This window comes from Thiocapsa sp. (genome assembly GCF_018399035.1).
Lineage (GTDB): Bacteria > Pseudomonadota > Gammaproteobacteria > Chromatiales > Chromatiaceae > Thiocapsa.
Genome location: NZ_CP073760.1, coordinates 1,331,316 through 1,352,481, shown reverse-complemented (window position 1 = coordinate 1,352,481; position 21,166 = coordinate 1,331,316). Strand labels below are relative to the sequence as shown.

The following is a 21,166-nucleotide window of genomic DNA, read 5'->3' as shown; positions in this document are numbered from 1 at the left end:
AGAGTGCCGTGTAGGGGCGACTTCAGTCGCCCCGACCACCTTGGGTGGTTTCCGGGAGAGGAGCGAGCGGCGTGTCGGGGCGACTAAAGTCGCCCCGACCACCTTGGGTGGTTTCCGGGAGAGGAACGAGTGCCATGTAGGGGCGACTTCAGTCGCCCCGACCACCTTGGGTGGTTTCCGGGAGAGGAGCGAGCGGCGTGTCGGGGCGACTAAAGTCGCCGCTACCACCTTGGGTGGTTTCCGGGAGAGGAACGAGCGGCGTGTCGGGGCGACTAAAGTCGCCCCGACCACCTGGGTGGTTTCCGGGAGAGGAGCGAGTGCCATGTAGGGGCGACTTCAGTCGCCCCGACCACCTTGGGTGGTTTCCGGGAGAGGAGCGAGTGCCATGTAGGGGCGACTTCAGTCGCCCCGACCACCTTGGGTGGTTTCCGGGAGAGGAACGAGTGGCGTGTCGGGGCGACTAAAGTCGCCCCGACCACCTTGGGTGGTTTCCGGGAGAGGAGCGAGTGCCATGTAGGGGCGACTTCAGTCGCCCCGACCTCTTTGTGTGGTTTCCGGCAGAGGAGCGAGTGGCGTGTCGGGGCGACTAAAGTCGCCCCGACCACCTTGGGTGGTTTCCGGGAGAGGAACGAGTGCCATGTAGATACTCTGTTCTGACGCAAGTCCGATTTGCCTCCTATCCATCATTTTTTTCTATCCTCATCGTTGTTTCGGCGGGATGGTCGTTGAGCAGCTGCCAACCCCATCGGACCCACCTTCGATGATGGATGGGGCTTGGCTGCGGGTGGGGCGCGGGCGGACTCCGTGTGGACAACACGTGAATGCCGCAAGCGGGCGTGTGGACAAGCCGGGGACAACCCGCTCCCGGCGGGTTGCCCCCACCTTGACCACACTCATTCACCCGTTGCCCACACTGCGCCGCACTGAAGCCGCTGCTGGCTGCGAGCGTCTGCGACGCGACTGCTGCTGGTTTTTGATCAATGAATGCCCTGCGCCGTGGTGGTTGAACGCGCTCGTCTTGTCGGCGGCTCTTGGACGGCCACGCGCGTGCTGTCGGGCCAACCGAGGAGGGTGCCGTGGCGGACATCGCCGAGGTGCTCATGCCGCGGCCTCGCGAAGCAAGCAGAAGCGGCTGCCGTCGAACGCTTGGCGGTGCTTGAGCATGGCATAGATGGCATGCAGCAATTTGCGCATGACCGCGCAGATGGCCTGAATCTTCTTCAGGCCGCGCGCTTCGATGAGATGCGTGTAGTAGCTGTTGACGTGCGGTTCATGGCGCGCGGCGCTCAGCGCGGGCATGAACAGCGCCTTGCGCAGGTGGGCGTTGCCGGCCTTACTCAGGCGCGGGGGTTTGTTCACGCTGGTGCCCGAGGTGCTCTGGCGCGGATCCAGTCCGGCCAGGGCGACCCATTGCTTGGCACGCATGTCCTCGGGCAGCACCAGCAGCTCACCCATGAGCTGGATGGCGCTGGCGGCGGCGATGCCGGGGATGCCGGTGAGCAGCCGGTAGACCTGCGCAAGCTCCTCGTCGGCGCTGATGCGCGCATCGGCCCAGTCACGCAGGGCATCAATCCGGGCGGTGTACTGGTGGATGCTCAGGCGCACGTCATCCAGCACCACGGCCGGCGTGGTCGTGCTTTGCAGCAGCGCGTGGAGTTGATTCTTCGCCCGCGTGCGATCGACCACCAACGCCTCCAGGCGCCGGGCGCAGGCGCGCAGCTCCAGTGCCTCGGTCGCCGGGCGCCGCCATGGCTCGAACGGCATGCGCCGGGCAAACTGCGCCAGCACCCCGGCATCGACCGCATCGCTCTTGTTGCGCGTCTGCAATGCCTCGGCAAAGCGCTTGGCGGCCTTGGGGTTGAGCACCATGAGCGCCAACCCGGCCGCATCGATGGCCAGCGCCAGGTCAGGTGATAGCTGCCGGTCGCCTCCAGGCACACCCGCTCCACCCGCGCACCTTGCAAGGCGCTTAATCAGCGCGGCATGACCGCTTGGTGTGTTGGCAAACTCGCGGACCTTGCCGAGCTTCTCCTCGGTGCTGACGGCCAGCGCCAGGGTCTTGTGGGCCACATCGATTCCGGCTGTATTCATCGTCTGTCTCTTCAGGATGCAACGCGATATTATGATTCCCGGTTCCCCGACCCTGTACCCTCGCCTACCGACCTTGTGTATGCAGGCTCCCGGACATGTCCACGGCCTCGGATACTCTTCGGTATGGGCGAAGAGGGCGAGGAGCCCATCTACATGCAAGCTCTGAACAGCGGAACACGACATCCAGGCTTCAGGGGCGAACGGCTTCCGGGCACTCTTCATAAAGTCCGTTTATCGCTTTCCTTGTCAATCCCTTCAGAACAGAACATACAAGGGGCGACTTCAGTCGCCCCGACCACCTTGGGTGGTTTCCGGGAGAGGAGCGAGCGGCGTGTCGGGGCGACTAAAGTCGCCGCTACCACCTTGGGTGGTTTCCGGGAGAGGAACGAGCGGCGTGTCGGGGCGACTAAAGTCGCCCCGACCACCTTGGGTGGTTTCCGGGAGAGGAGCGAGCGGCGTGTCGGGGCGACTAAAGTCGCCGCTACCACCTTGGGTGGTTTCCGGGAGAGGAACGAGCGGCGTGTCGGGGCGACTAAAGTCGCCGCTACCACCTTGGGTGGTTTCCGGGAGAGGAACGAGCGGCATGTAGGGGCGACTTTAGTCGCCACGACCTCCTTTTTCGGAAACGGATCGGAGCGCAGGGGTGTCTGGATCGCTCGGGACGCCTATACTCGGGGTCATCGAGTGTCGACTCTATAGTTACATAGGGTGTAAGGTGGTTTCCCGAGAATCTTGCGAGCGGAACGATGTCGGGCGCTTCGTGACGGTTCAGAAACAAGGTGAACGCCTTGATGAACACGTAGGATGGGTAGAGCCAAGCGAAACCCATCCTCCAAACCGCGGCGTTGCCGGGTGTCGGTTTGATGCGTTTGGCGTGGGCTGGATGGGTTTCGCTTCGCTCTACCCATCCTACGTGTTTGGGTTGTTTTTGAATCCTTCCTTAGGGAGATTGATATGGCACATGAGCGTTTCATGAAGCAAGCGACTGCGGCGGCTGTCTTGATCCTGTCTGCCGGGGTTGTGGTGGCGACGGAGCCGGCGGGGCGCATCGTCTCGATCGACGGAACGGCGATGGTGTCGCAGGGTGGCCGTTATGTGACGGGCAGCGAGGGTCGGACGATTCAGCTCGGTGATCGGCTCATGATGCTCGAAGGGGGCCGCGCGGCGATTTGGTACGGCGATACCTGCGAGTACTTCCTGCTCGACGACGAGGTGTTGGACATCACCGAAAGCAGTCCCTGCGCGACCGGGCGCGGCGGTCAACTTCGGCCGGAGATCGCCGAGGTGGCCCCTGTCGAAACGGCGGGTGCGGCAACCGAGGCGGTGCGTTTCAGGTTGGCGCAGGTCGGTGTCGATGCCGATGCAGTTGCAGCTCCGGGGTCCGGAGCGACGTCGGGTGGTGCGACCGCCTTCGGCGTCGGCGGCGGCACCGCGGCAGCGGCGGCCGGGTTGACAACGACCGGGCTGGTAATAGTCGCTGCGGCGGTTGTTGCCGGTACTGTGGCCGCCGTTGAGTCCGCGGGCGGCGGTGGTGGTGGTGGTGGCGATCCGACGCCGATCAGTCCCATTCAATGATGTGGCGCTGCGTTACTCCGTGATCCCGCGATAGAAGACCTGATTGGCGTCGAGGCGGCGCACCCTGGGGCGGGCTTGGCGGAATGAATCGGGTAGGGCTTCGAGCGCTTGTCCGGCGGCTGCGGCTTCTCTGAAGAAGCCGAGCAGGACGACGTCGAAGGTCTCCGTCGACTCTATGAAAAGTCGTGACGGTGCCAGAGGCGATGTGTCGAGAAAGCGCCTGAGTGCTGCGGGATCCCGCAACGACGCCAGTTGGACGGCGTAAGCCGGCTCTTCCAGGACGACCGGCTGGAGCGAATGGCTCGCGGTCGCGTCCGCGTGTCGCCGGGCGAGCGAGGCATCCGCAAGGACGTCGGCGTCGAGCGAAGGATCGAGCGGGCGCGGCGTGATCATCGTGCTGACTGGGGTTACGACCTCCGTGGTCGCGCCCTCTGTCGGCCCGACGCGGGTGGCTGCGGATTCGAGCTGATTCGGAGGCGTTGCATCCTCCTCCCCCCGATCCACCGTGGCAGGACCGTCGGCACGGGTCTGTAAGCTCCCGGCGGTGCGGTCGGCCTCGGTCGGCGAGACGGCGCCGCTGCTCTGTCCGGCGCCCGCGTCCTCCATCCCCTGCGTGTTCTCTGCAGTCGCCGTTGCGGCCCTGTCCACGCTTGCTCCGAGTGCGACCTCCAACTCGGCGCGCAGCCGCACGATCTCAACCTCCATCTCGGCCATGCGTCGCTCGAGTCGAGCCGCCGTGCTCGTCGTCCGAGCTGGATCGGCAAGGTTCGGCGCCGGCGGTGCCATGTCGGTGGAAGGGACCATGCCGAGCGGTTCGGCCCCGCCGAGACGGGGTTGATCCCTGGTCGAGTCCCAGAAGGCCAGGCCGGCGAGCCCGGCCAGGATTGCCAACCCGAGCATCCAGGCGGCATCGGCGCGCCGTTGCAGGCGTGAGAATTGGCTTTCCCACCAGGCGCGTTCGCTCGCATCCAGACGGTGGACCTCGACGCGGGGTTTGTGGCCGGCGGGGGTCGCCTGTGCTGCCGTCGCGGGCAACTGACCTCGGGTGTCGTCGGGTGTGTGACCGCCGGTTCGATCGTCCGCGACACGCGGGACCGCGACCCAAGGGGTGTTCGGGCGCGTCGGCCGGACATCATCCAGCCGGAGACTCCGCCCGCGTGTCCACGAACCCGGTGACGCCGGTGCCGCCCGTGTGTCGGACAGTCGCATCCGCGCCTGCGCCAAGGCATGTTCGAGCGCGCCGGCTGCATCCGGGGCGCTCGGGTCTTGAATCAGTCGATCGACGGCATCGGTCAATTGCTCGGCACAGCGGGTCAGGTCTTCCGCCAAGGCGGGCGCTGAGGATTCATCCCGCTGACCGGCCGACCCCGCCTGTGCGTTCCGGCCGGCTTCCGTATCGGTATCGCCCGCGGGCGGCGTCGGCTGGGGCGCGGTCAAGACCTGCCGGGCGTCTGCGATCCAGGCCGAGATCTGCCGGGCGAGATCGCTCAGGGTCTCGGCGGATACACCCTGGTCATCGCACGTCGGTGCGAAGAGTATGCGCGTGACGCGCGAATGCAGCGCTTTCAGGGACGCCTCTGCTGGTGGTGTCGCTTGCGCGTTGACGATGCTCATGGGTCGCGATTCAATCACATCATCGACAACTCGACCACTAAACCGCGTCCAGAGCGACATGCGTCGTTGTCATTGTTCGTTTAGCTTCGGAGGGCCTTGTTCATTATCCCGGCCACCGCCCTCAGGCCGCGACCGGCATCAGATAGGGTAGTTTCGGCGGGCGTGGCCGTCGGCGTCGCGGTCGCGGCGGCAAGGGCACACGCAGGAGAAGCTCCTCGAACAGTGCGGGATGTGTCCGCCCGAAGAAGCGCTCGGCGGCGGTCGTGCCGTCGGGACGGCGGGCGCGAGACGCTGCAGCGGATGATCGGCGCGCCGCAGGACGTCGAGCAACGCGGTACTCGCCGCCTGCACGCGGTGTCGGGTCTCGGCCGCGGTGCTGCGGGCGGCGACGCGCTCGAGGTAGATGCCGGGGATGAGCTGCTCGAGGACCGCCGCTTCCAGCTCCGGGGATAGTGCGAGGGCCTCGACCCTGGCGGTCACGGTGGCGAAGAAGAACGCGAGCGTGGCGAGCCACTGCACGGTCAGGCGCTCGGCCTTCATGATGCGTTCGCGAGCGCGCTCGGGCAGCTCGGCGGCCTCGGCCAATCTCTTCAGGCGCGTCCAGACGTCGGTGAAGCGCGCCGCCACGCGCTCCACCGGCTGCGTCTGTCCATCCACCGGATCATACGGGTGATACAGCACGCCGAGCTCGCGGATCAATGCGCGCGCCTCGCTCTGCCGCTCCCGTGCGCGGTCGCGTTCGGCTTCGACGGCGACCAGCGCGCTCAGGGCGGCGCCAATGCGGGTCTCGAAGGCCGGTGGACGCCCGAGCGGGCGCGGCACGCGCGCCTCGAACGCCTGCTGCGCCGCGCGCTCGGCCTCCCGGGGCTTCTGCGCGGCCGCCACGCCGGCTTCAGCCCGGCGCAGATCGCGCGCCAGCGCCAAGGACGTGGCTTTGGAGACCTCGTGTTGGCCGTGAAAGAGGTCCGGGGAATGCTGCGCACGGAGGTCCGTCTCGGCATGGCGACGCAGCGCCTTGGCCTCGTCGGCGGTGCTCTGGATCACCTCCACGGCGAGCCCCGTGCAGGCGTCCTGAAGCGCGGCGGTCCAGGTCGCCGCGGTGCGATCCGCGGCGTATTGCTCCAGGACAACGAAGTTCGACACCGGCTCGATGGTGACCAAGCAGATCCCCGGATGAAAGGTTTCGTCCTCGCACACCGTCACCGCACGCGCCGGCATGCCCTCGGCAAGCGCCGTGCGCTGCTGCGCGGCCACCGCGACCACGGCCGTTTCCAAGGCGACATTCAGCGCATGCTGCGCGCCGTCGCTGACCCCGACGAAGGCCGACAGTCCGCTCAGCTCCAGGAACTCACTCACCAGCCGGGTGCCGCCCGCCGCCCGCAAGGTGATGCTGAAATGCGCCGCCAGCACCATCCGATCCCGTCAGGGGTAAGGCCGTCAAGCCCGTCGGCGGATCCCCGCGCGGAACCTCCCCGCACCAGTCGCGCAAGGTGCTGCGCGCAATACCCATCTCGGTGGCCACGGCGCGTTGCGTCTCCCCCCGCCGCCAGCCGTGCTTCGGCCGCCGCGATGTGCTCGGCTTGCTCCAAGCGTGTGCGTCGCGTCATGAGCCGATGCTCCGGCCCGGTCTCGAACGTCCGGGTAGCGCAGCGCCCGCGCTTGGTCTAAAGTCACTCTCGGCAGGATCTTCGAACATCTTTTCGAACCCTCGGTGAGTTTGCACTTCCAAGGGTATGAAATTTCGTGGGTCCTGCCAAATCCCCGCATGCCCATCACCAAGCCCTGGACTCGGACTTGGACGGGACTATGAACAACGCCGCTTCGGAGATATCCTTGATCCCAGTGAGACGCGGTTTAGAATTTAAGATTTTTAATACTTTAAACCGCGCCGGCTCCGACAGTCGTCGGAGCCGGCGCGGCCAAGCCATCCAAAAAATTACGCATACCGCACCGGGCGCGGTTTAAGAGGGGGCTTCGACCACCGATACCGGAGTCACCGTTATCGGGTCGCTGGAATGGATTGTGTCCAAAACCGATTCCGTCTCGACATCAGTGCCGCTGAACGAGGATGCCGTCCGGGCGATCGCCGCGTGTCTTTGCGAAGACGGTTGCGCGGAGCCCGTGATGGCGCATCTGGACGCCGTGCTGGCTTGGTTGATCCAGCCCGAGAGGCCGTCCTCGCGCCCGCTCGATGAGGCGATCCGGGCGGCCGGCCTGACGCGTGAGCAGGCGGTGGAGCGGGCCTACAGTCTCTTCGACGAGCTGTTGCTCGGCATGCCTGTGGAGGCGCCGGAGGAGACCCTGGGGCTCAAGGGCGAGACGGACCCCGGGGTGATCAAGCAACGCTATCGGCGTTTGATCGCGATCTATCATCCGGACCGCCACCCCGCGCGCTCGGCCGATCTGAATCGGCGCACCGAGCGCATCAACCGGGCCTATCGGCAGTTGATGCAGCGACACGCGGGTGGCGACGCGGACTGGACGGGCGGCGCGGCGCGTGCTCGTTCGTCTCGCCCGTCGGTCAGGGTGTCGCTCGTTCCGCCGGCTTGGACGGCTCCCGCGGAGGATTCGGGGCGGCGCCCGCCTCGTGGTTGGCATGTGCGGTCGCTGTCGGGCGCGCCGGTGCGGCGCGATGCATCGCTCATACAGCGGCGCTTGATCCAGGCGATGCTTCTCGGTTGTGCTGCCCTGCTGGCGATCTTGCTGCTGGAGGAGGATTCGGCCGGCGAGGCGCAGGGGGCTCGGTCTGCGGTCGTCGCACAGCCGATCGTCGCGACGGTTGTGCCGGCCGTCGAGCCGCCGCCGGTGCCGATGGGGTCGTCGCTGGTTCCGTTGAAGTCGTCTGATCCCTTCGCGCAGCCGATCGCCGCGACCGTTGCGCAGGCCGTCGAGCCGCCGCCGGTGCCGATGGGGTCGTCGCTGGTTCCGCTGAAGTCGTCTGATCCCTTCGCGCAGCCGATTGGTGCGACCGTTGCGCAGGCCGTCGAGCCGCCGCCGGTGCCGATGGGGTCGTCTCTGGTCCCGCTGAAGTCGCCTGATCCCTTCGCGGAGACGGCGCCCGAGGTGGTGGCCCCCGCGTCGGTCTCGCCTCTCGAGGTTCTTTTCGCGTCCCAGCCTGCGCCAGAGCCTGCGCCAGAGCCTGCGCCAGAGCCAGAGCCTCCGCCCGAGGTGCCGGCCCTCGCATCGATCTCTCCTCTCGAAGGCGTTCTCGCATCCGAGCCTTCGTCCGAGCCAGCGCCGGAGCGAAAGCCTGCGCCCGTGCCGGCGTCCGCACCACCGCGGGCCCGGCCGGTTGTCGAGACGCCTGCGCTTCGAGCGACTGCCCCGGCGTTGCCGGCAGTCCCGCCGATCGCCAAGGCGACAGCGCCGCCGAAGACGCTTCAAGCCCCGGGGTCAGTCGGCATGGATGCGTGTGCCGGGGTATCCGGAGTCCTCGGGCGGTTTCAGCAGGCTTATCAGGCCGGTTCTGCGGATCGGTTGGCCAATCTCTTCACCCCTAATGCGCGGGAGCGGGATGCCGTCGGGCGAGCCTCGATCCGGCGGCTCTACGCCGATTGGTTCTCGAGCACCAGCGGACGCAGCATCAGCTTCGCGGGGGCCTCCACTCAGTCGGTCGGGAAGGATCTGTGTCGCATCCGGGTGCGATTCGATGTCGGATATCGCGATGCGAAAGGGCATGCGCGCAGCCAAACGGGTCAGATCAGGGCGTTGTTCAAACGTGATGGCGGACGGACGTTGATCCAGGAGCTGACCCATTGAGGTTTTGGGCGATCTCCGCAGATCGCATACCCGTACGAAGGTACCCCTTCCGGGCATCCTCCGGAAACGGGAGGTGGCGCGTTTACGGCGAATTCCCGGGGAGGATGGGGTTTGCTGCGCTGTCGGTGCTGGGCATGGGGCGTCCTGACTAAACCGCGCCCGGTGCGGTATGCGTCATGTGTTGGAGTGGATCGGCCGCGCCAGCTCCGACGACTGTCGGAGCTGGCGCGGTTTAGAGTATTAAAAAATATTAAAATTTAAACCGCGTCTCCAAAAAGGTCGGAAAAATCCTTGAGCCCGACACAACATGAAAATAACGCATGTCGCTCTGGACGCGGTTTAGCAAGGAGCTTCAGCCACGCGCCGAATCCACGATTCGGGGCGGAGGGCCACACGTATCGAGCAACCAAAACCAGTGAGGGCGAGTCTGGCAAGCCGCGTTGCGGCAGTGTGTGTCGAGCGCCGACGGCGCGACCGATGTCAGCCCGGGGCAGCGCCCCGGGTTGCCATCAACCAACATCCTTGAGCCCTGAAAGGGCGGTCTAGAGATGTGCCCTGCCGGGCTGGGGCGTTTTTCACCGTTCGGCCCCTCCCTAAAACTCCCTTAAACGCGCGCCCAAGATCAACATATCAAGGCGTTGGGCCGCCCCTTCAGGGCTTGAGCTGGATGGGGATCGTGATCCCGGGGCGTTGCCCCGGGCTCGCGTGGTGAGCCCCGTTGGGGCAGCAGAAACCACTGGCTTCGATGCATGGCCATGGCGGGCTCCGTCGGATGGTGGATCAGGGAGCAGTCTGCGCCGATCGGTGGCTCATTCCGTGAGCCTGGCGGAAGATTCTTTCTAATCAGGTGGGGCGTTGGAGCGGGGAGGATGGGTTTCGCTGCGCTCTACCCATCCTACGTTTGGGGGTGTTTTCGCTCGTGACACCCGCTCTGCGGTGTCACGCATGCCCCGTGGCGCTCTGCGCCAAGTGCCACGATGGCCGGAATGACGAGCAAGGCCTGCTGCGCTGTCGGTGCGGGTGAATGGGGCGTTGGAGCGGGGAGGATGGGTTTCGCTGCGCTCTACCCATCCTACGTTTGGGGTGTTTTGGAATCGTTCTTGACCCGTTGGGCAAGGCATCGGGGTTTTTCACTTTTCTGACGGTAGGGGTCTGACCGGCGCCGTCGTTGCGTGCATGGGTGCGGTCGGAGCCGGCGATGTCATGTTAGGATTCGGTGCCGAGCGTGTCTCCCGGCTGGGAGTCGCGGTGTCCGAGATCGGATCGGCCGACCTTGCGGTCGGGGATGGTTTAAGGGGCGTGGTTCGGGTCGTGGCTGAGGTCGCTCCGATGCGCACGTGTGTGGTACGGCTTGTGGCATTGTGGAACATGGGGTCATGGGGACATCACGGCAGAGAGCATCGGGCGTCGATCAGGGTGGAAAGCCGGAGGGTCGGCGACGGCATCGGATGAGTGAGCAACGGCACTCGGTCGCTCGGGGTTCCCATAACGCGGTCGGAGAGGATACGGGTTCGACCCTTCTCTTCCTCGGGTTGATACTCTTGGTGGCATTTGCGCCTCTGTTGCGCGGGGGGTATGCGCCCGCGGCGACCCTGGTGCTGCAGTGGCTCGGGTTGGCTTTGTTGATGGTCACGGCGTGGCGGTCGAAGCCTCTTCATCTGCGTGGGATGGAGGTCGTATTCCTGTGCCTGTTGTTCGGTATCCCGCTGCTGTATCTGCTGCCGCTGCCGGCGGGGTTGGCGCAGTGGCTGCCGGGCCGGGAGCTGTATCTGCAGGCCGAGTCTCTGCTCGGGGGCGAGGCGCAGTCGGCGCAGCGGCTGGCGGTGTCTCCGCTGGCCAGTGAGTCGAGTTGGCTGATCCTGATCGTGCCGATTGCGGTCTATGTCGCGACCCGCGCGCTCTCCGAGCAGATGCAAACGCGGTTGGTCTATTTCTTTTTTGCGGTCGTACTGGCGCAGGTCCTGATCGCACTCTTTCAGTTTGCGACCGCGGGCGGCATGAGCTATGCGATCGTCGACCTTCTGGCGCGGGCGGGGGCATCGGGGACCTTTGTTAACCGGAACCATCTCGCCGGCATGATCGAGATGGCGCTGCCGCTCGCGTTGGCGCTGTTTCTGTACGATTTCGGCGGACGCTATAAGAAGAGTCGCCGCGCGGTAGGGCTACGCGAGCGCGCGATCGCGGTGTTGAGCTCGACGAATCGCCCCAGCTTGATCTTTCTGTTGCTGGCGGTGCTGTTTGCGATCGGGATCATCGTGACGCGCTCGCGGACCGGGATCATGATGGCGATGCTGGGCATCTTGCTGACCACCCTCCTCTTCTCGCGGCGCGTCGGCGGGAGCGGAACCTTTGGTTTGATGGGGCAGTTCATCACGATCGGCGTCGGCGTGGCGATCTTTCTCGGACTGGCGCCGGTGTTGGATCGCTTCTCGGTGGCCGAGTTGGAGGGCGATGCGCGCTGGCCGATCGCGGTGTCGACCTTCGATGCGGCCGGGCGTTTGCTCCCGTTCGGCAGTGGACCCGGGACCTATCCGGACGTCTTCGTGCTCTATCAGCCGGTCGAGCTGGGGCGCTGGTTCATCAATTACGCCCACAACGACTATCTTCAGACGCTGTTCGAGATGGGGTTGCTCGGGCTCGCGTTGGTGGCGGTCTTTCTGGTGCTCTATCTCGCGCAGTGGCCGCGCTTGGCGAGCTCGGAGCAGTGGTCCCGCTATCGGTCGTTGCAGATCGGTGCCGGGATTGCGATGTTGCTGCTGCTGGCGCACAGTGTGACGGACAACAACCTGCGCAATCCCGCGAATATGGCCTACTTCGCGATGTTGGCGGCGCTTTTCTTCAGTCCTCCGGGGTTGCCCAAGCTGGCCGATCGTCCGCGAAGGCGCCCGCGCCGCACGGTGACCTTGGCCGAGGCCAATCTGGCATCGAGCCGACCGGAGGCGAATGAGCGTCAGGTCAAGCCCGAGGATCCCGAGCAGGCCGCGCCCCGACCACGCAATCCGTTCATGGATTGATCCGCTGTCGCATCCGTGCCGGGGTTGGCGCATCGCATGATCGGCAGCATGTTGTTCCAGAACAGACACACGCGGGCCCCAACCCATACCGATCATGATCGATGTACATTGCCACCTGCTGCCCGGGATCGACGACGGATCGAGCTCGCTTCGGATGTCGCTCGAGATGGCGCGTATCGCCCTCGAGGACGGCATCACCGACACGGTCTGTACGCCGCACATCTATCCCGGTGTTTTTCCCAACGAGCGGGGCGATATTTGCCGTCGCGTCGGCGAGCTCTCGGGTCATTTGAGCGAGGCAGGGATGGCGCTTCGGATCACCCACGGAGCGGACATCCAGATCGTGCCCGAGCTGGTTCAAGGGTTGCGCAGCGGCCGGATGGCGAGCATCAACGATTCGCGCTATTTCTTGTTCGAGCCGCCGCATTTCGTCGTACCCACGCGGTTTGCGCAGTTGTTGGAGGATGTGCTTGCGGCCGGCTATGTCCCCATCATCACCCATCCGGAGCGACTGACCTGGCTGGACGAGGCGCATTACGGGTGGTTCGTCGATGCCGCCTTCGAAGGGGCTTGGATCCAGCTCACCGCGGATGCCTTGACCGGGCGTTTCGGCAAGGTTGCGAGGCGCTGGTCCGAGCGCTTTCTGGCGGATGGTCTGGTGCATCTGCTGGCGAGCGACGGGCACGACGATCGTCATCGTCCGCCGGTGCTGAGTGCCGGACGGCGGATCGCCGAGCACTGGGTGGGGGCGGACGAGGCCGAGCGGATGGTGCTCGATCGGCCGAGTGCGGTGCTGTCGAATGCGGATCCGCTCTCGGTCGTTCCTCCACCGGCCTTGGCCGAAGAAGAGGCGAGAGGGGTCTCGATGGGCGTCGGGGGTGGTGTGTCGGGTCTGCTGAAGCGATTTTTCCATGGCGCGTCGCGATAGTGGCGCCCTGATCCGCTGGATCTTGGTCACGGCCGGCCTGTTGTCGGCGGCGGGCTGTGGTCAGTCGATGGCCCCGAATCCGGGGGCGGCGATGATGCCGGGGCAAGTGGCGGCTTTTCCCTCGATGGCCCCGGTGCTGCGCAAGGTGACGCCGGCCGTCGTGACGATTACGTCGGTCTCGGATGTCGCCGATGCGCGGCATGCCGTTTTGGACGCCCCGGATCTGCGCCGCTTTTTGGATCGATCCGGGGTTGCGGTGCCCGAGGGCCCGCGGACACTGCGTCGGCAGCGGGCCGGATCCGGCGTGATCTGGGACGGACCGCGTGGTCTGGTCCTGACCAATGCCCATTTGGCGCGCGGTGCGGACCGGATCCTGGTGACCCTTCAGGATGGTCAAGCGCATGCGGCCGAGGTGGTGGGGATGGCTGCGGACGCCGACATCGCCGTGCTGCGGATCGTCCCGGTCGAGGCGCCGCGGCTGCGTCTCGGAACGTCCGAACGGCTCGAGGTCGGCGACTTCGTGATGGTCGTCGGCAACCCCTTCGGGATCGGTCAGAGCGTGACATCCGGCATCGTCAGCGCCGTCGGTCGTGTCCACCGCGAGGCGGCCGGGTTGGGACCCTTGATCCAAACCGACGCCTCGATCAATCCGGGTAACTCCGGCGGCCCGCTGATCAACATGGCGGGCGAGGTGATCGGCATCACCACCGCACTCGTCGGCCCCGACACAGGCAATGTCGGCATTGGCTTCGCCGTCCCCATCGAACGCGCCGAGCAAGCCGTGCGCGAGATCCTGCAGCGTCCTTGATCGGGTTGGATCGCGGCGCGGAGGCTTTCTCGGGAATCCCACGGTTGTGGCCGTCTACGCGCGCGAGCTCCCCGATACCGTGATCAGGTCGGCACCGCAGGCGGTTCCCAAGCGGACTCTCGCAGCGATCGGTCGAAGTAGGGCGGACGCAACGTTTGCCGGCAGCGACGATATCCAGGGCGCTCATCGGGCATTGACCTCAGAGTCCATCGCTCCAGTGCCTCGCAATCCTCGGCGACCTGGAAGTCGGTGATGCGCCCGAAGTCGAGTCGGCGCAGCTTGCCGAGATGGGTGACTCGACTCAACAAGGTCGCGATCGCGTCCGCGTCTCCGATGCACCATGCCTGCGCCGTCGAGACGTGCAGGGTCGGAACGGACAGCACGTAGCCTTTGAGCGGACCTGTGCCGGGCTTGAGGATACGTGGACCCTTGATGTAAGCACGGCCTCGATCCTCGCCCCAGCGCCAGGGTTCGAAACTGCGGGTCATCATCTGTCCGGTGCGATGCTCGACCTTCATCAAGACGCGGCTGGCCTTCCAGACCCAGCGGCCATCGTCGGAGCAAAAGGGTAGAGTAGAGAGCAGGTCGCCAATTACGGTAGCCGTGGCTTATCTGTTTCCGCGCCTTTCGTTTCGCGGTGCCTAAATAGCCAGGACATGGCTGTGACTCCCAGCCCTCCCTCATCAAACCGTGCATGCGGTTCTCCCGCACACGGCTTTCCGATGTTCTTCACACCAAGGCATGCGCCGTCTTCCAGCCGGGTCCTTTCGGGAGTGGGTGCAGTCCATGGCGGTCATAGAGGTCGTGAGACGGGAATTTGGCGTAACCCGCACCCCAGGTCTTGACCTTGTGTCGCTTGCGCAAGTGGATTCGCAGCCGCTGTTCGGCGTGGTTCCTAACCTTACTCATCGCCAGACTGGAATTGCGGAAATGGAAATAGTTCGCCCAGCCGCGAAGGCTGCGGTTCACGCTTCCAACCACATCATCCAGCGGGATGCAGGTCAACTCCCGTCGCGTTAGTTCCGTCACTTTCGCCGTGATTTTACCCACAGCTTTGTCCGACGGACGTACGTTTGGGTACCATTTGCCGGTGTTGGCGCCTCGACTCATCTGGAGCGTAAAACCCAGAAAGTCAAAGCCCGTCTCCTTGGCGTCCACCACGTGGGTCTTGGTCTCATTGAGCGTCAAACCCAGTCGATCCATGACGTGGCGCACCACGTTCAGCGGTTCTTCCACACCCTGCTTACAGAGCACGACAAAGTCGTCCGCATAGCGGACGATGTGTGCCCCCAGCTCGTCTTTCAGCCGATGCCGGTCCCAGATGCGATCGAGCAGATGCAGGTAGAGATTCGACAACAGCGGGGAGATGACACCACCTTGCGGCGTGCCAACCCGGTTGGCTTTTCCTCCACCGACCGTCCTGCGTTTTCCTTGATCGTCCACGCCGATGACGGGTGCCTTCAGCCATTGCTTCAGAAGCGCCAGGAGGCGTCCGTCGACAATGCGTTCGGCCACCACCGCCATGAGGTTAGCGTGGGGGATCGTGTCGAAGTAGCTCGACAGATCGGCATCAATGACATGAGTGTGTCCGGCCCAGAGTGCGTTGGCAATATCGTCGATGGCATCGTGCGCCGAGCGTTTGGGTCGAAACCCATAGGAGTGCGGCGTAAAGTCCGCCTCGAAAATCGGCTCGATCACCAGCTTGACGGCCATTTGCACCACGCGGTCGCGGATGGTGGGTATCCCCAGCGGCCGTTCGCGGCCATCCCCTTTGGGGATCATCACACGCCGTACCGGTTGGGCGCGGTAGCTTTTCTCGCGCAGTTCCTGTGCGATCTCCTGCAGAAACCCCTCTACCCCTTCGCCTTGCTCAATGGCCGCGAAGCTGACCCCGTCAATCCCGGGGCTGCCTGCGTTTGACCGGACAAGATTCCAGGCGTGACGGAGGATGTCCTCCCGGTACACCTTGTCATAGAGCGCGTAGAAGCGGTAGGCCGGTTCTTGCTTGGCCTTAGCGTAGAGCTTCCTCTGAAGTGTCCTGATCGTCTCCGGGGTGATTAGCGACATGGCAATCCCCTGATCCTCCACTCGTTGGTTGCGTGAACAAAGTAGGGTCCCTTCCCTCGACCGAGGGTTGTGTTGTCCCCCAGTCTCAAACGGTACTACGAACCCCTCCGACTTCCATGACGGGCGGCGACGATTTCGTTGCCTTATACGCCGCCGTCGGTGGCCTCTCTCCACCCCCGTCATGGATCTCCAGCACTGGACAGATCAGTCTTCAAGTACATGCCGCCCCTGCTACCCCGAGAGACGATGACCATCACTTCCGTTCTTCCAATGGCCACCCAACGACCTTCCCCTTCTGTCCACAGGGTCGGCGTCTCCAACCTAATATTACGAGGCTACCTCTAGGTTCACTTGCGTTACGGCCTGCTCTTTTGCTGGGGGGAAACTTACGACCCCTTGTTACCAAGACGCCGCTTCCTCATGCTACCGAGTCGTACGGACAACTCCTCGGACGGGACTTCAACCCGCTAGACTTACTGTTGTTACTGCGAACGGACAGATTTAATTTCACTCACGCCTTTGGTTCACCCGCACTCGGAAGCGGAGCAAAAGGGGACAGATTTAATTTCACTCACGCCTTTGGTTCACCCGCACTCGGAAGCTCGGTGATTGGGAACGTACCACCGAATCGCGCGGCCGCTCAGGGATCGGCGGCTCGGGGGAAACAAGGAACGTACCACGGTCATCGCGATCGCCATCCGATGGGCCTCACTGGCTTGCGAGCCATCTGCTTGGGGGCGGCGTATCGTCATGCCGTGTTCGTGACCGCGGCCATCATGGCACGTGGCGCGGAGCGCTAGGGGCATGCATGACACCGCGGAGCGGATGTCACGAGCTACTTCGGGTTTGGGCGGAAACCGGGGACGTACCGCGGTCATCGCGATCGGCGACCGATCGGCCTCGCTGGATTGCGAGCCATCTGCTTGAGACCGGCGCTGCGTCACCCCGTGTTCGTGACCTCGGCCATCGTGGCACGTGGCGAGGAGCCGACCATCGTCGAGACCATCCCGGGCTGGGCGCACGCCATCACCAACATCGGCGAGGAGGAGATGATCGTGATGCTGTGGGCCAACGAGGTCTTCGATCGCGCGCGGCCGGATACGGTGGCTTGTGCGGTTGAGGTTGCCGGGGAGATTGGAGGGCGTCTGTAGGGGCACTCGACGGTTTTTGGAGCGCATTGCGCAGGGTGCACGCCACGCCCCCTCACCTTGCCGGTGCGATGACGATGGCGAGGCGTTCACGAACTCCCTGTGCTGCGCTTACCCTACAAGATTCGCCGAGAGCCGATTTGACATGAATTCGTTTATAAACGACACTGTGCAATGTACGAAATCCGCCACTATCTGACGACTGACGGCCAGGACGTGTTTTTTGACTGGCTCAAGCAGGTACGCGACCCGATTGCAAAAGTTCAGATCATTAAGCGCATCAACCGGTTGGAATTGGACAATCGCGGCGATCACAAATTCTGCCGCGATGGGGTATGGGAGCTGCGGATTCATGTCGGTGCTGGCTATCGCCTCTATTACGCACTGGCCGGGTTGCGCATGGTTCTCCTACTGTGCGGTGGCGACAAACGCTCTCAGGATGCCGACATTGATCGAGCGGTAGGGTACTGGCGAGACTGGCAACAGAGGCCCGACAATGAAGGATAGAACCCATGATGAAGCCATGGCCGAGCTCTTCAGGGAGGATGCGGCCTTCGCGACCCAATATCTCAATGACATTCTCGCAGACGGAGATCAAGCCGACCTGTTGATTGCGCTGCGCCAGATGTCCAAGGCATTCGGCGGTGTTGCCCGGATTGCCGAGCAGGCCCATCTACACCCAAACCAGCTCTACCGCACGCTTTCGCCCGAAGGAAACCCCGAGCTCCGCAGCCTGACGGCGATCCTCAAGGCACTGGGCCTGCGCCTTGCCGTACAACCCCTCCATCACGCCTAAGACGTTGTGATGGATGTGCTGCGCTTGTCCCATTACCCTACAAAACTGGTGAGCTAATCAGGGACAGACCAAGCTAATCAGGGACACAGCTAATCAGGGACAGACCACATTTTCTTGAGACTGAACAAGCACAGAACGCAGTTTCCCGGGTCAATCAGAAACAACCGTGGCGGTCCGTCCCCGGTTTCCCGCGTCCCCGGTTTCCCGCTACGTCACCACCGTCGAGCGTGCCGGAATCGAGAAAGGCCATCGCCAAGGCGAGGCCAACATCCTGCTCTGGCAGATCGAAAAGAAATTCGGCGAGACCTCCGCCAATGCCCTGCGCGAGCGCGTCGCGTCCGCCGACAGCGACACCTTGCGTCTTTGGTCCGAACGCATCCTTACAGCCGACACCCCGGATGCGCTCTTTCATTGAGCCGCTGACCAGCCTCGCGGGGAAACCGGGGACGTACCACGGTCATCGCGATCGGCGACGAATCGGCCTCGCCTGCTTCCGAGCGATCTGCTTGGGGCCGGCGCATCCCTGATCCGATGTCGGCGCCGACGCCCCGCCGTGCCGGGCGCGCCAACGGGGCGCGGTTGCGGGACAGGGTTCCGTCGACGTCAATTCCGGGGGAACCTCATAGAGACGGGTAGGGGCGTGTAGGGGCGTGTAGCGGCGACTTTAGTCGCCCCCTCGCTCCTGCGGCTTGGTTTCCGGGCGACTGAAGTCGCCCCTCTGTTGGAGGCGCAGACGGAGCGTCAGGTAAAGTAGTCGTTGAGGCCGGTGGGCGCAGCCTTCGTCGAAGCGCTGCGCAACGGCGGGCTGGCGCCGATCCCGATGGAGGAGATCTTGGAGGTGAGTCGGGTGGCGATCGAGATGGCGGAGACCGCATAGTCTGTAAGTTCTTCCCAAGTTCCGCGTCCCGACGACACACCAAACCATTGCTGCTAATTTTTTATGGTTTTTTTGGAAGACTTATGACTGGACAGGTAGGGAGGTCCCTGAGAGGTCGCTGGCGGGTTGTTTTTCGCGATCTGACTAACCATAATGGTTAGAAGTCCAGATGCTGAGCGTCGAGCAATCGCTGAGTACTCCGTTTCCCGGGTTTGTGAGCTCGCGAAGCAAGGGTGCGTCCACTACCTCAGTCGTAGAGTGCAGCAAGACGTGGAGAACCTCGGCTATGCACCCGAGGACGTTCACCGATGCTTACAGTTGCTGAACGACTGCCATTTTAGGCATGCCGAACGTTATGCGGCTGCTGGACCCTGGTTCGATGTCTATCTGGTGCCGTATTCCGGTCCGACCGGCGTCGTTGATGACCTTTACGTGAAACTGAAACTCGATCGCGACTGCGTTGTTGTGAATCTCGCTTCGTTTCACCGAGAACGCTAATGTCCCACAAAGATCTGACTTGTCCGATGTGTGAACGGGGAACGCTGACACCCGTGACCTACAGTGAGACATTCCAGCACCATGGGGCCGAGCTGCTCGTCAGCGGCTTGGAAGGCTATGCGTGCGAGTGTTGCGGGGCGGACCCGATCTTCGATGATCAGATCCGTCGGAATCACACCCGAATTTTGGATGCGCGGCGGCGGGCGGATGGTCTTCTGACCGGTGAAGAGATTCGTGCGCTGCGCGACCGTCTAGGTCTGACACAGAAGGAGGCATCGGAGCTTTTTGGAGGTGGCGCCAACGCCTTTTCAAAATATGAGCGTGGGGAGGTGGTTCAGAGTGCTGCGATGGATCGGCTATTGCGACTCGTCGGTCGATATCCACGGTTGATGGCCGATTTGAAAGACGCTGAAGAGCTTGAAGGGCAGTTACCGTTCAATGATGATAATGAGTACGTGAACGGCAACCCCGTGCGGATTGACGGTATTTCGTGCGGAAAGAATTTCCGCGGAGAAAGCGCTACGATCGTTGAGATTGAGCAATGGAAACAGGCGAAGGCGGCGTGAAAATTGAAGCCGAGAATCTGGTCAACGAAGCGATTGCCGGTTTGCGTTTGCGAGATATCGTCTTATACAAATCGCGTCTGTTCCGTGGTGAGGTAATGCCGGATCAGGACGAACTCGAAGCACTCCAACAACATAAGCGTGGGGTTCGCTTCAGTGTTGAGGAACAGGATCGCTCAGGGAACTCTACGCGTGAGCTTCACGTCATGGTTTCGCTTGGCGAACGGGTTGTCGATTGTGTATCTGATCAAGATCCGAAGGTTTATTTCGGTATTGAAGCCGACTATTTTGTTATCTACGAAATGATCTGTCCAATCTCGCAGGATGCACTTACGGCATTTGCGGATTTTAATGCGGTTCACAATGTTTGGCCTTTTTGGCGGCAACATGTCTTCGACCTGGTTGGAAAGGCACGTCTACCGACGCTTCAAGTTCCATTATTTACTGGAGATGGACATTGAGTGACGTCACACCGGACGCTTATCTGTTTCCTCCGGTTATTCATCCATGTCGAGGTTGAAGATGTCTACGATAGTCAGCAAACCAGATGCTTACAAGCTGATTGATCAGCTTCCCGGCAATGCAACTTGGGAAGACTTGATGTATGAAATCTACGTTCGAGAAGCGATTGAGCAAGGGATCGAGGATAGCAATGCAGGAAGAACGAAAGATGTTGGCGAGATCAGAAGGAAATACGGATTACCTGAATATATATCACATTATAGCGGATCAAATTGATGTCATTTCCGTTATCCACGGTGCAATGCATCTTCTGCAGAGTGAGCAGGAATAGTGGTGCGAATTAAGCGGAGTGGATGAATGCCTGGAACGAAGCGGATCGACATCATCGCCGGCGCGCGGCCAAACTTCATGAAGGTGGCGCCGATTATTAAGGCGCTACAGGCGCGAGAAGCGGCGGGCGGTCCGCTGCGGTACCGCCTGGTGCATACCGGCCAACACTATGAGGCCCGTCTTTCGGGCGATTTTTTTGTCCAGCTCGGGATCCCGGCGCCGGATGTGAACCTGGAGGTCGGGTCCGGAACTCAGGCCGAGCAGACGGCGGCGATCATGACCCGTTACGAGCGGTTGTTGCTCGATGACCGCTCCGATCTGTGCCTGGTGGTGGGGGGACGTGACCTCGACCATGGCCTGCGCGATCGCGGCGCAGAAGCTGTGTGTGCCGGTGGCGCACGTGGAGGGCGGCATTCGCTCCGGCGACTGGACCATGCCGGAGGAGATCAACCGGATGGTGACGGACGCGATCACCAATTGGTTCTTCACCACGAGCGAGTTCGCCAACGCAAATCTGCGCAAGGCCGGGGTCGGGGAGGAGCGGATCCGCTTCGTCGGCAATACCATGATCGACACCCTCTCCGCGTGCGAGTGTCGCCTCGACGCTCCGCGTCACGAGGCCAAGGATCAGGCACG

18 protein-coding genes and 1 pseudogene are annotated in these 21,166 nt (G+C 63.2%); 14 read left to right on the top strand and 5 right to left on the bottom strand.

All coding sequences use genetic code 11. The features are described from left to right. Positions 1-1,098 precede the first annotated feature (1,098 nt). Positions 1,099-2,091: an IS110 family transposase gene (locus tag KFB96_RS06225; RefSeq protein ID WP_213501814.1), complete on the bottom strand. Its 993-nt coding sequence runs from the start codon at positions 2,089-2,091 to the stop codon at positions 1,099-1,101. 972 nt (positions 2,092-3,063) lie between these two features. Between KFB96_RS06225 and KFB96_RS06220 the strand changes: the two genes are divergently transcribed. Continuing rightward, positions 3,064-3,666 (top strand): hypothetical protein, encoded by a 603-nt coding sequence (locus KFB96_RS06220; protein ID WP_213501812.1) that lies wholly within the window; start codon positions 3,064-3,066, stop codon positions 3,664-3,666. Positions 3,667-3,678: 12 nt separating this feature from the next. On the opposite strand, the gene KFB96_RS06215 is transcribed toward KFB96_RS06220, so the two are convergent. Beyond that, positions 3,679-5,280 (bottom strand): hypothetical protein, encoded by a 1,602-nt coding sequence (locus KFB96_RS06215; RefSeq protein WP_213465609.1) that lies wholly within the window; start codon positions 5,278-5,280, stop codon positions 3,679-3,681. Positions 5,281-5,401: 121 nt separating this feature from the next. Further along, positions 5,402-5,794 (bottom strand): DUF6399 domain-containing protein, encoded by a 393-nt coding sequence (locus KFB96_RS26415; RefSeq protein WP_300971784.1) that lies wholly within the window; start codon positions 5,792-5,794, stop codon positions 5,402-5,404. A 1,610-nt stretch (positions 5,795-7,404) separates the two neighbouring features. Between KFB96_RS26415 and KFB96_RS06205 the strand changes: the two genes are divergently transcribed. The 4 genes from KFB96_RS06205 (at position 7,405) to KFB96_RS06190 (ending at position 13,789) form a co-directional block, all read left to right on the top strand. Further along, positions 7,405-9,039: a DnaJ domain-containing protein gene (locus tag KFB96_RS06205; protein WP_213501810.1), complete on the top strand. Its 1,635-nt coding sequence runs from the start codon at positions 7,405-7,407 to the stop codon at positions 9,037-9,039. A gap of 1,544 nt (positions 9,040-10,583) precedes the next feature. Then, positions 10,584-12,053, top strand: a complete 1,470-nt coding sequence (locus tag KFB96_RS06200; RefSeq protein WP_213465613.1) for an O-antigen ligase — start codon at positions 10,584-10,586, stop codon at positions 12,051-12,053. A gap of 94 nt (positions 12,054-12,147) precedes the next feature. Then, positions 12,148-12,981 carry a CpsB/CapC family capsule biosynthesis tyrosine phosphatase gene (locus KFB96_RS06195; protein WP_213465615.1) on the top strand — a complete coding sequence of 278 codons (834 nt, stop codon included), beginning with the start codon at positions 12,148-12,150 and terminating at the stop codon, positions 12,979-12,981. Further along, positions 12,965-13,789, top strand: coding sequence for a trypsin-like peptidase domain-containing protein (locus tag KFB96_RS06190; RefSeq protein ID WP_213465617.1), 825 nt, complete (start codon positions 12,965-12,967; stop codon positions 13,787-13,789). Before KFB96_RS06195 ends, KFB96_RS06190 begins: the two co-directional genes overlap by 17 nt. Positions 13,790-13,872: 83 nt before the next feature. Here the strand turns inward: KFB96_RS06190 and KFB96_RS06185 are convergent, their stop codons facing one another. Beyond that, on the bottom strand, positions 13,873-14,307 hold the full coding sequence (locus KFB96_RS06185) for a hypothetical protein (protein ID WP_213501808.1): 435 nt from the start codon (positions 14,305-14,307) through the stop codon (positions 13,873-13,875). Positions 14,308-14,518: 211 nt separating this feature from the next. Then, the gene (gene ltrA, locus KFB96_RS06180) at positions 14,519-15,856 is read right to left on the bottom strand and encodes a group II intron reverse transcriptase/maturase (protein ID WP_300970724.1); all 1,338 of its coding nucleotides are present in this window, start codon (positions 15,854-15,856) and stop codon (positions 14,519-14,521) included. A gap of 923 nt (positions 15,857-16,779) precedes the next feature. On the opposite strand from ltrA, the gene KFB96_RS06175 reads away from it, so the two are divergent. The 9 genes and pseudogenes from KFB96_RS06175 to KFB96_RS06135 form a co-directional block, all read left to right on the top strand. Next, entirely contained in the window at positions 16,780-17,007 is a 228-nt protein-coding gene (locus KFB96_RS06175) for a hypothetical protein (protein ID WP_213465623.1), read from the top strand. 171 nt (positions 17,008-17,178) lie between these two features. Then, the gene (locus KFB96_RS06170; RefSeq protein WP_213465625.1) at positions 17,179-17,511 is read left to right on the top strand and encodes a type II toxin-antitoxin system RelE/ParE family toxin; all 333 of its coding nucleotides are present in this window, start codon (positions 17,179-17,181) and stop codon (positions 17,509-17,511) included. Beyond that, a complete protein-coding gene (locus KFB96_RS06165) occupies positions 17,501-17,800 on the top strand; it encodes an addiction module antidote protein (protein ID WP_213465627.1) in 300 nt (99 codons plus the stop codon). The genes KFB96_RS06170 and KFB96_RS06165 overlap by 11 nt, the downstream gene beginning before the upstream one ends. Positions 17,801-17,966: 166 nt before the next feature. Next, positions 17,967-18,215 (top strand): transposase, encoded by a 249-nt coding sequence (locus tag KFB96_RS06160; protein ID WP_213465628.1) that lies wholly within the window; start codon positions 17,967-17,969, stop codon positions 18,213-18,215. Between the two features lie 615 nt (positions 18,216-18,830). After that, the gene (locus KFB96_RS06155; protein WP_213465630.1) at positions 18,831-19,175 is read left to right on the top strand and encodes a type II toxin-antitoxin system MqsR family toxin; all 345 of its coding nucleotides are present in this window, start codon (positions 18,831-18,833) and stop codon (positions 19,173-19,175) included. Continuing rightward, complete coding sequence (locus KFB96_RS06150; RefSeq protein WP_213465632.1) at positions 19,175-19,741, top strand: type II toxin-antitoxin system MqsA family antitoxin; 567 nt, start codon at positions 19,175-19,177, stop codon at positions 19,739-19,741. The genes KFB96_RS06155 and KFB96_RS06150 overlap by 1 nt, the downstream gene beginning before the upstream one ends. Then, positions 19,717-20,199 carry a hypothetical protein gene (locus tag KFB96_RS06145; RefSeq protein ID WP_213465634.1) on the top strand — a complete coding sequence of 161 codons (483 nt, stop codon included), beginning with the start codon at positions 19,717-19,719 and terminating at the stop codon, positions 20,197-20,199. Before KFB96_RS06150 ends, KFB96_RS06145 begins: the two co-directional genes overlap by 25 nt. Positions 20,200-20,260: 61 nt before the next feature. After that, positions 20,261-20,476, top strand: coding sequence for a hypothetical protein (locus tag KFB96_RS06140; protein WP_213465636.1), 216 nt, complete (start codon positions 20,261-20,263; stop codon positions 20,474-20,476). Between the two features lie 81 nt (positions 20,477-20,557). Next, positions 20,558-21,110 (top strand): annotated as a pseudogene (locus KFB96_RS06135) (UDP-N-acetyl glucosamine 2-epimerase); the annotation flags it as partial. Positions 21,111-21,166: the final 56 nt, after the last annotated feature.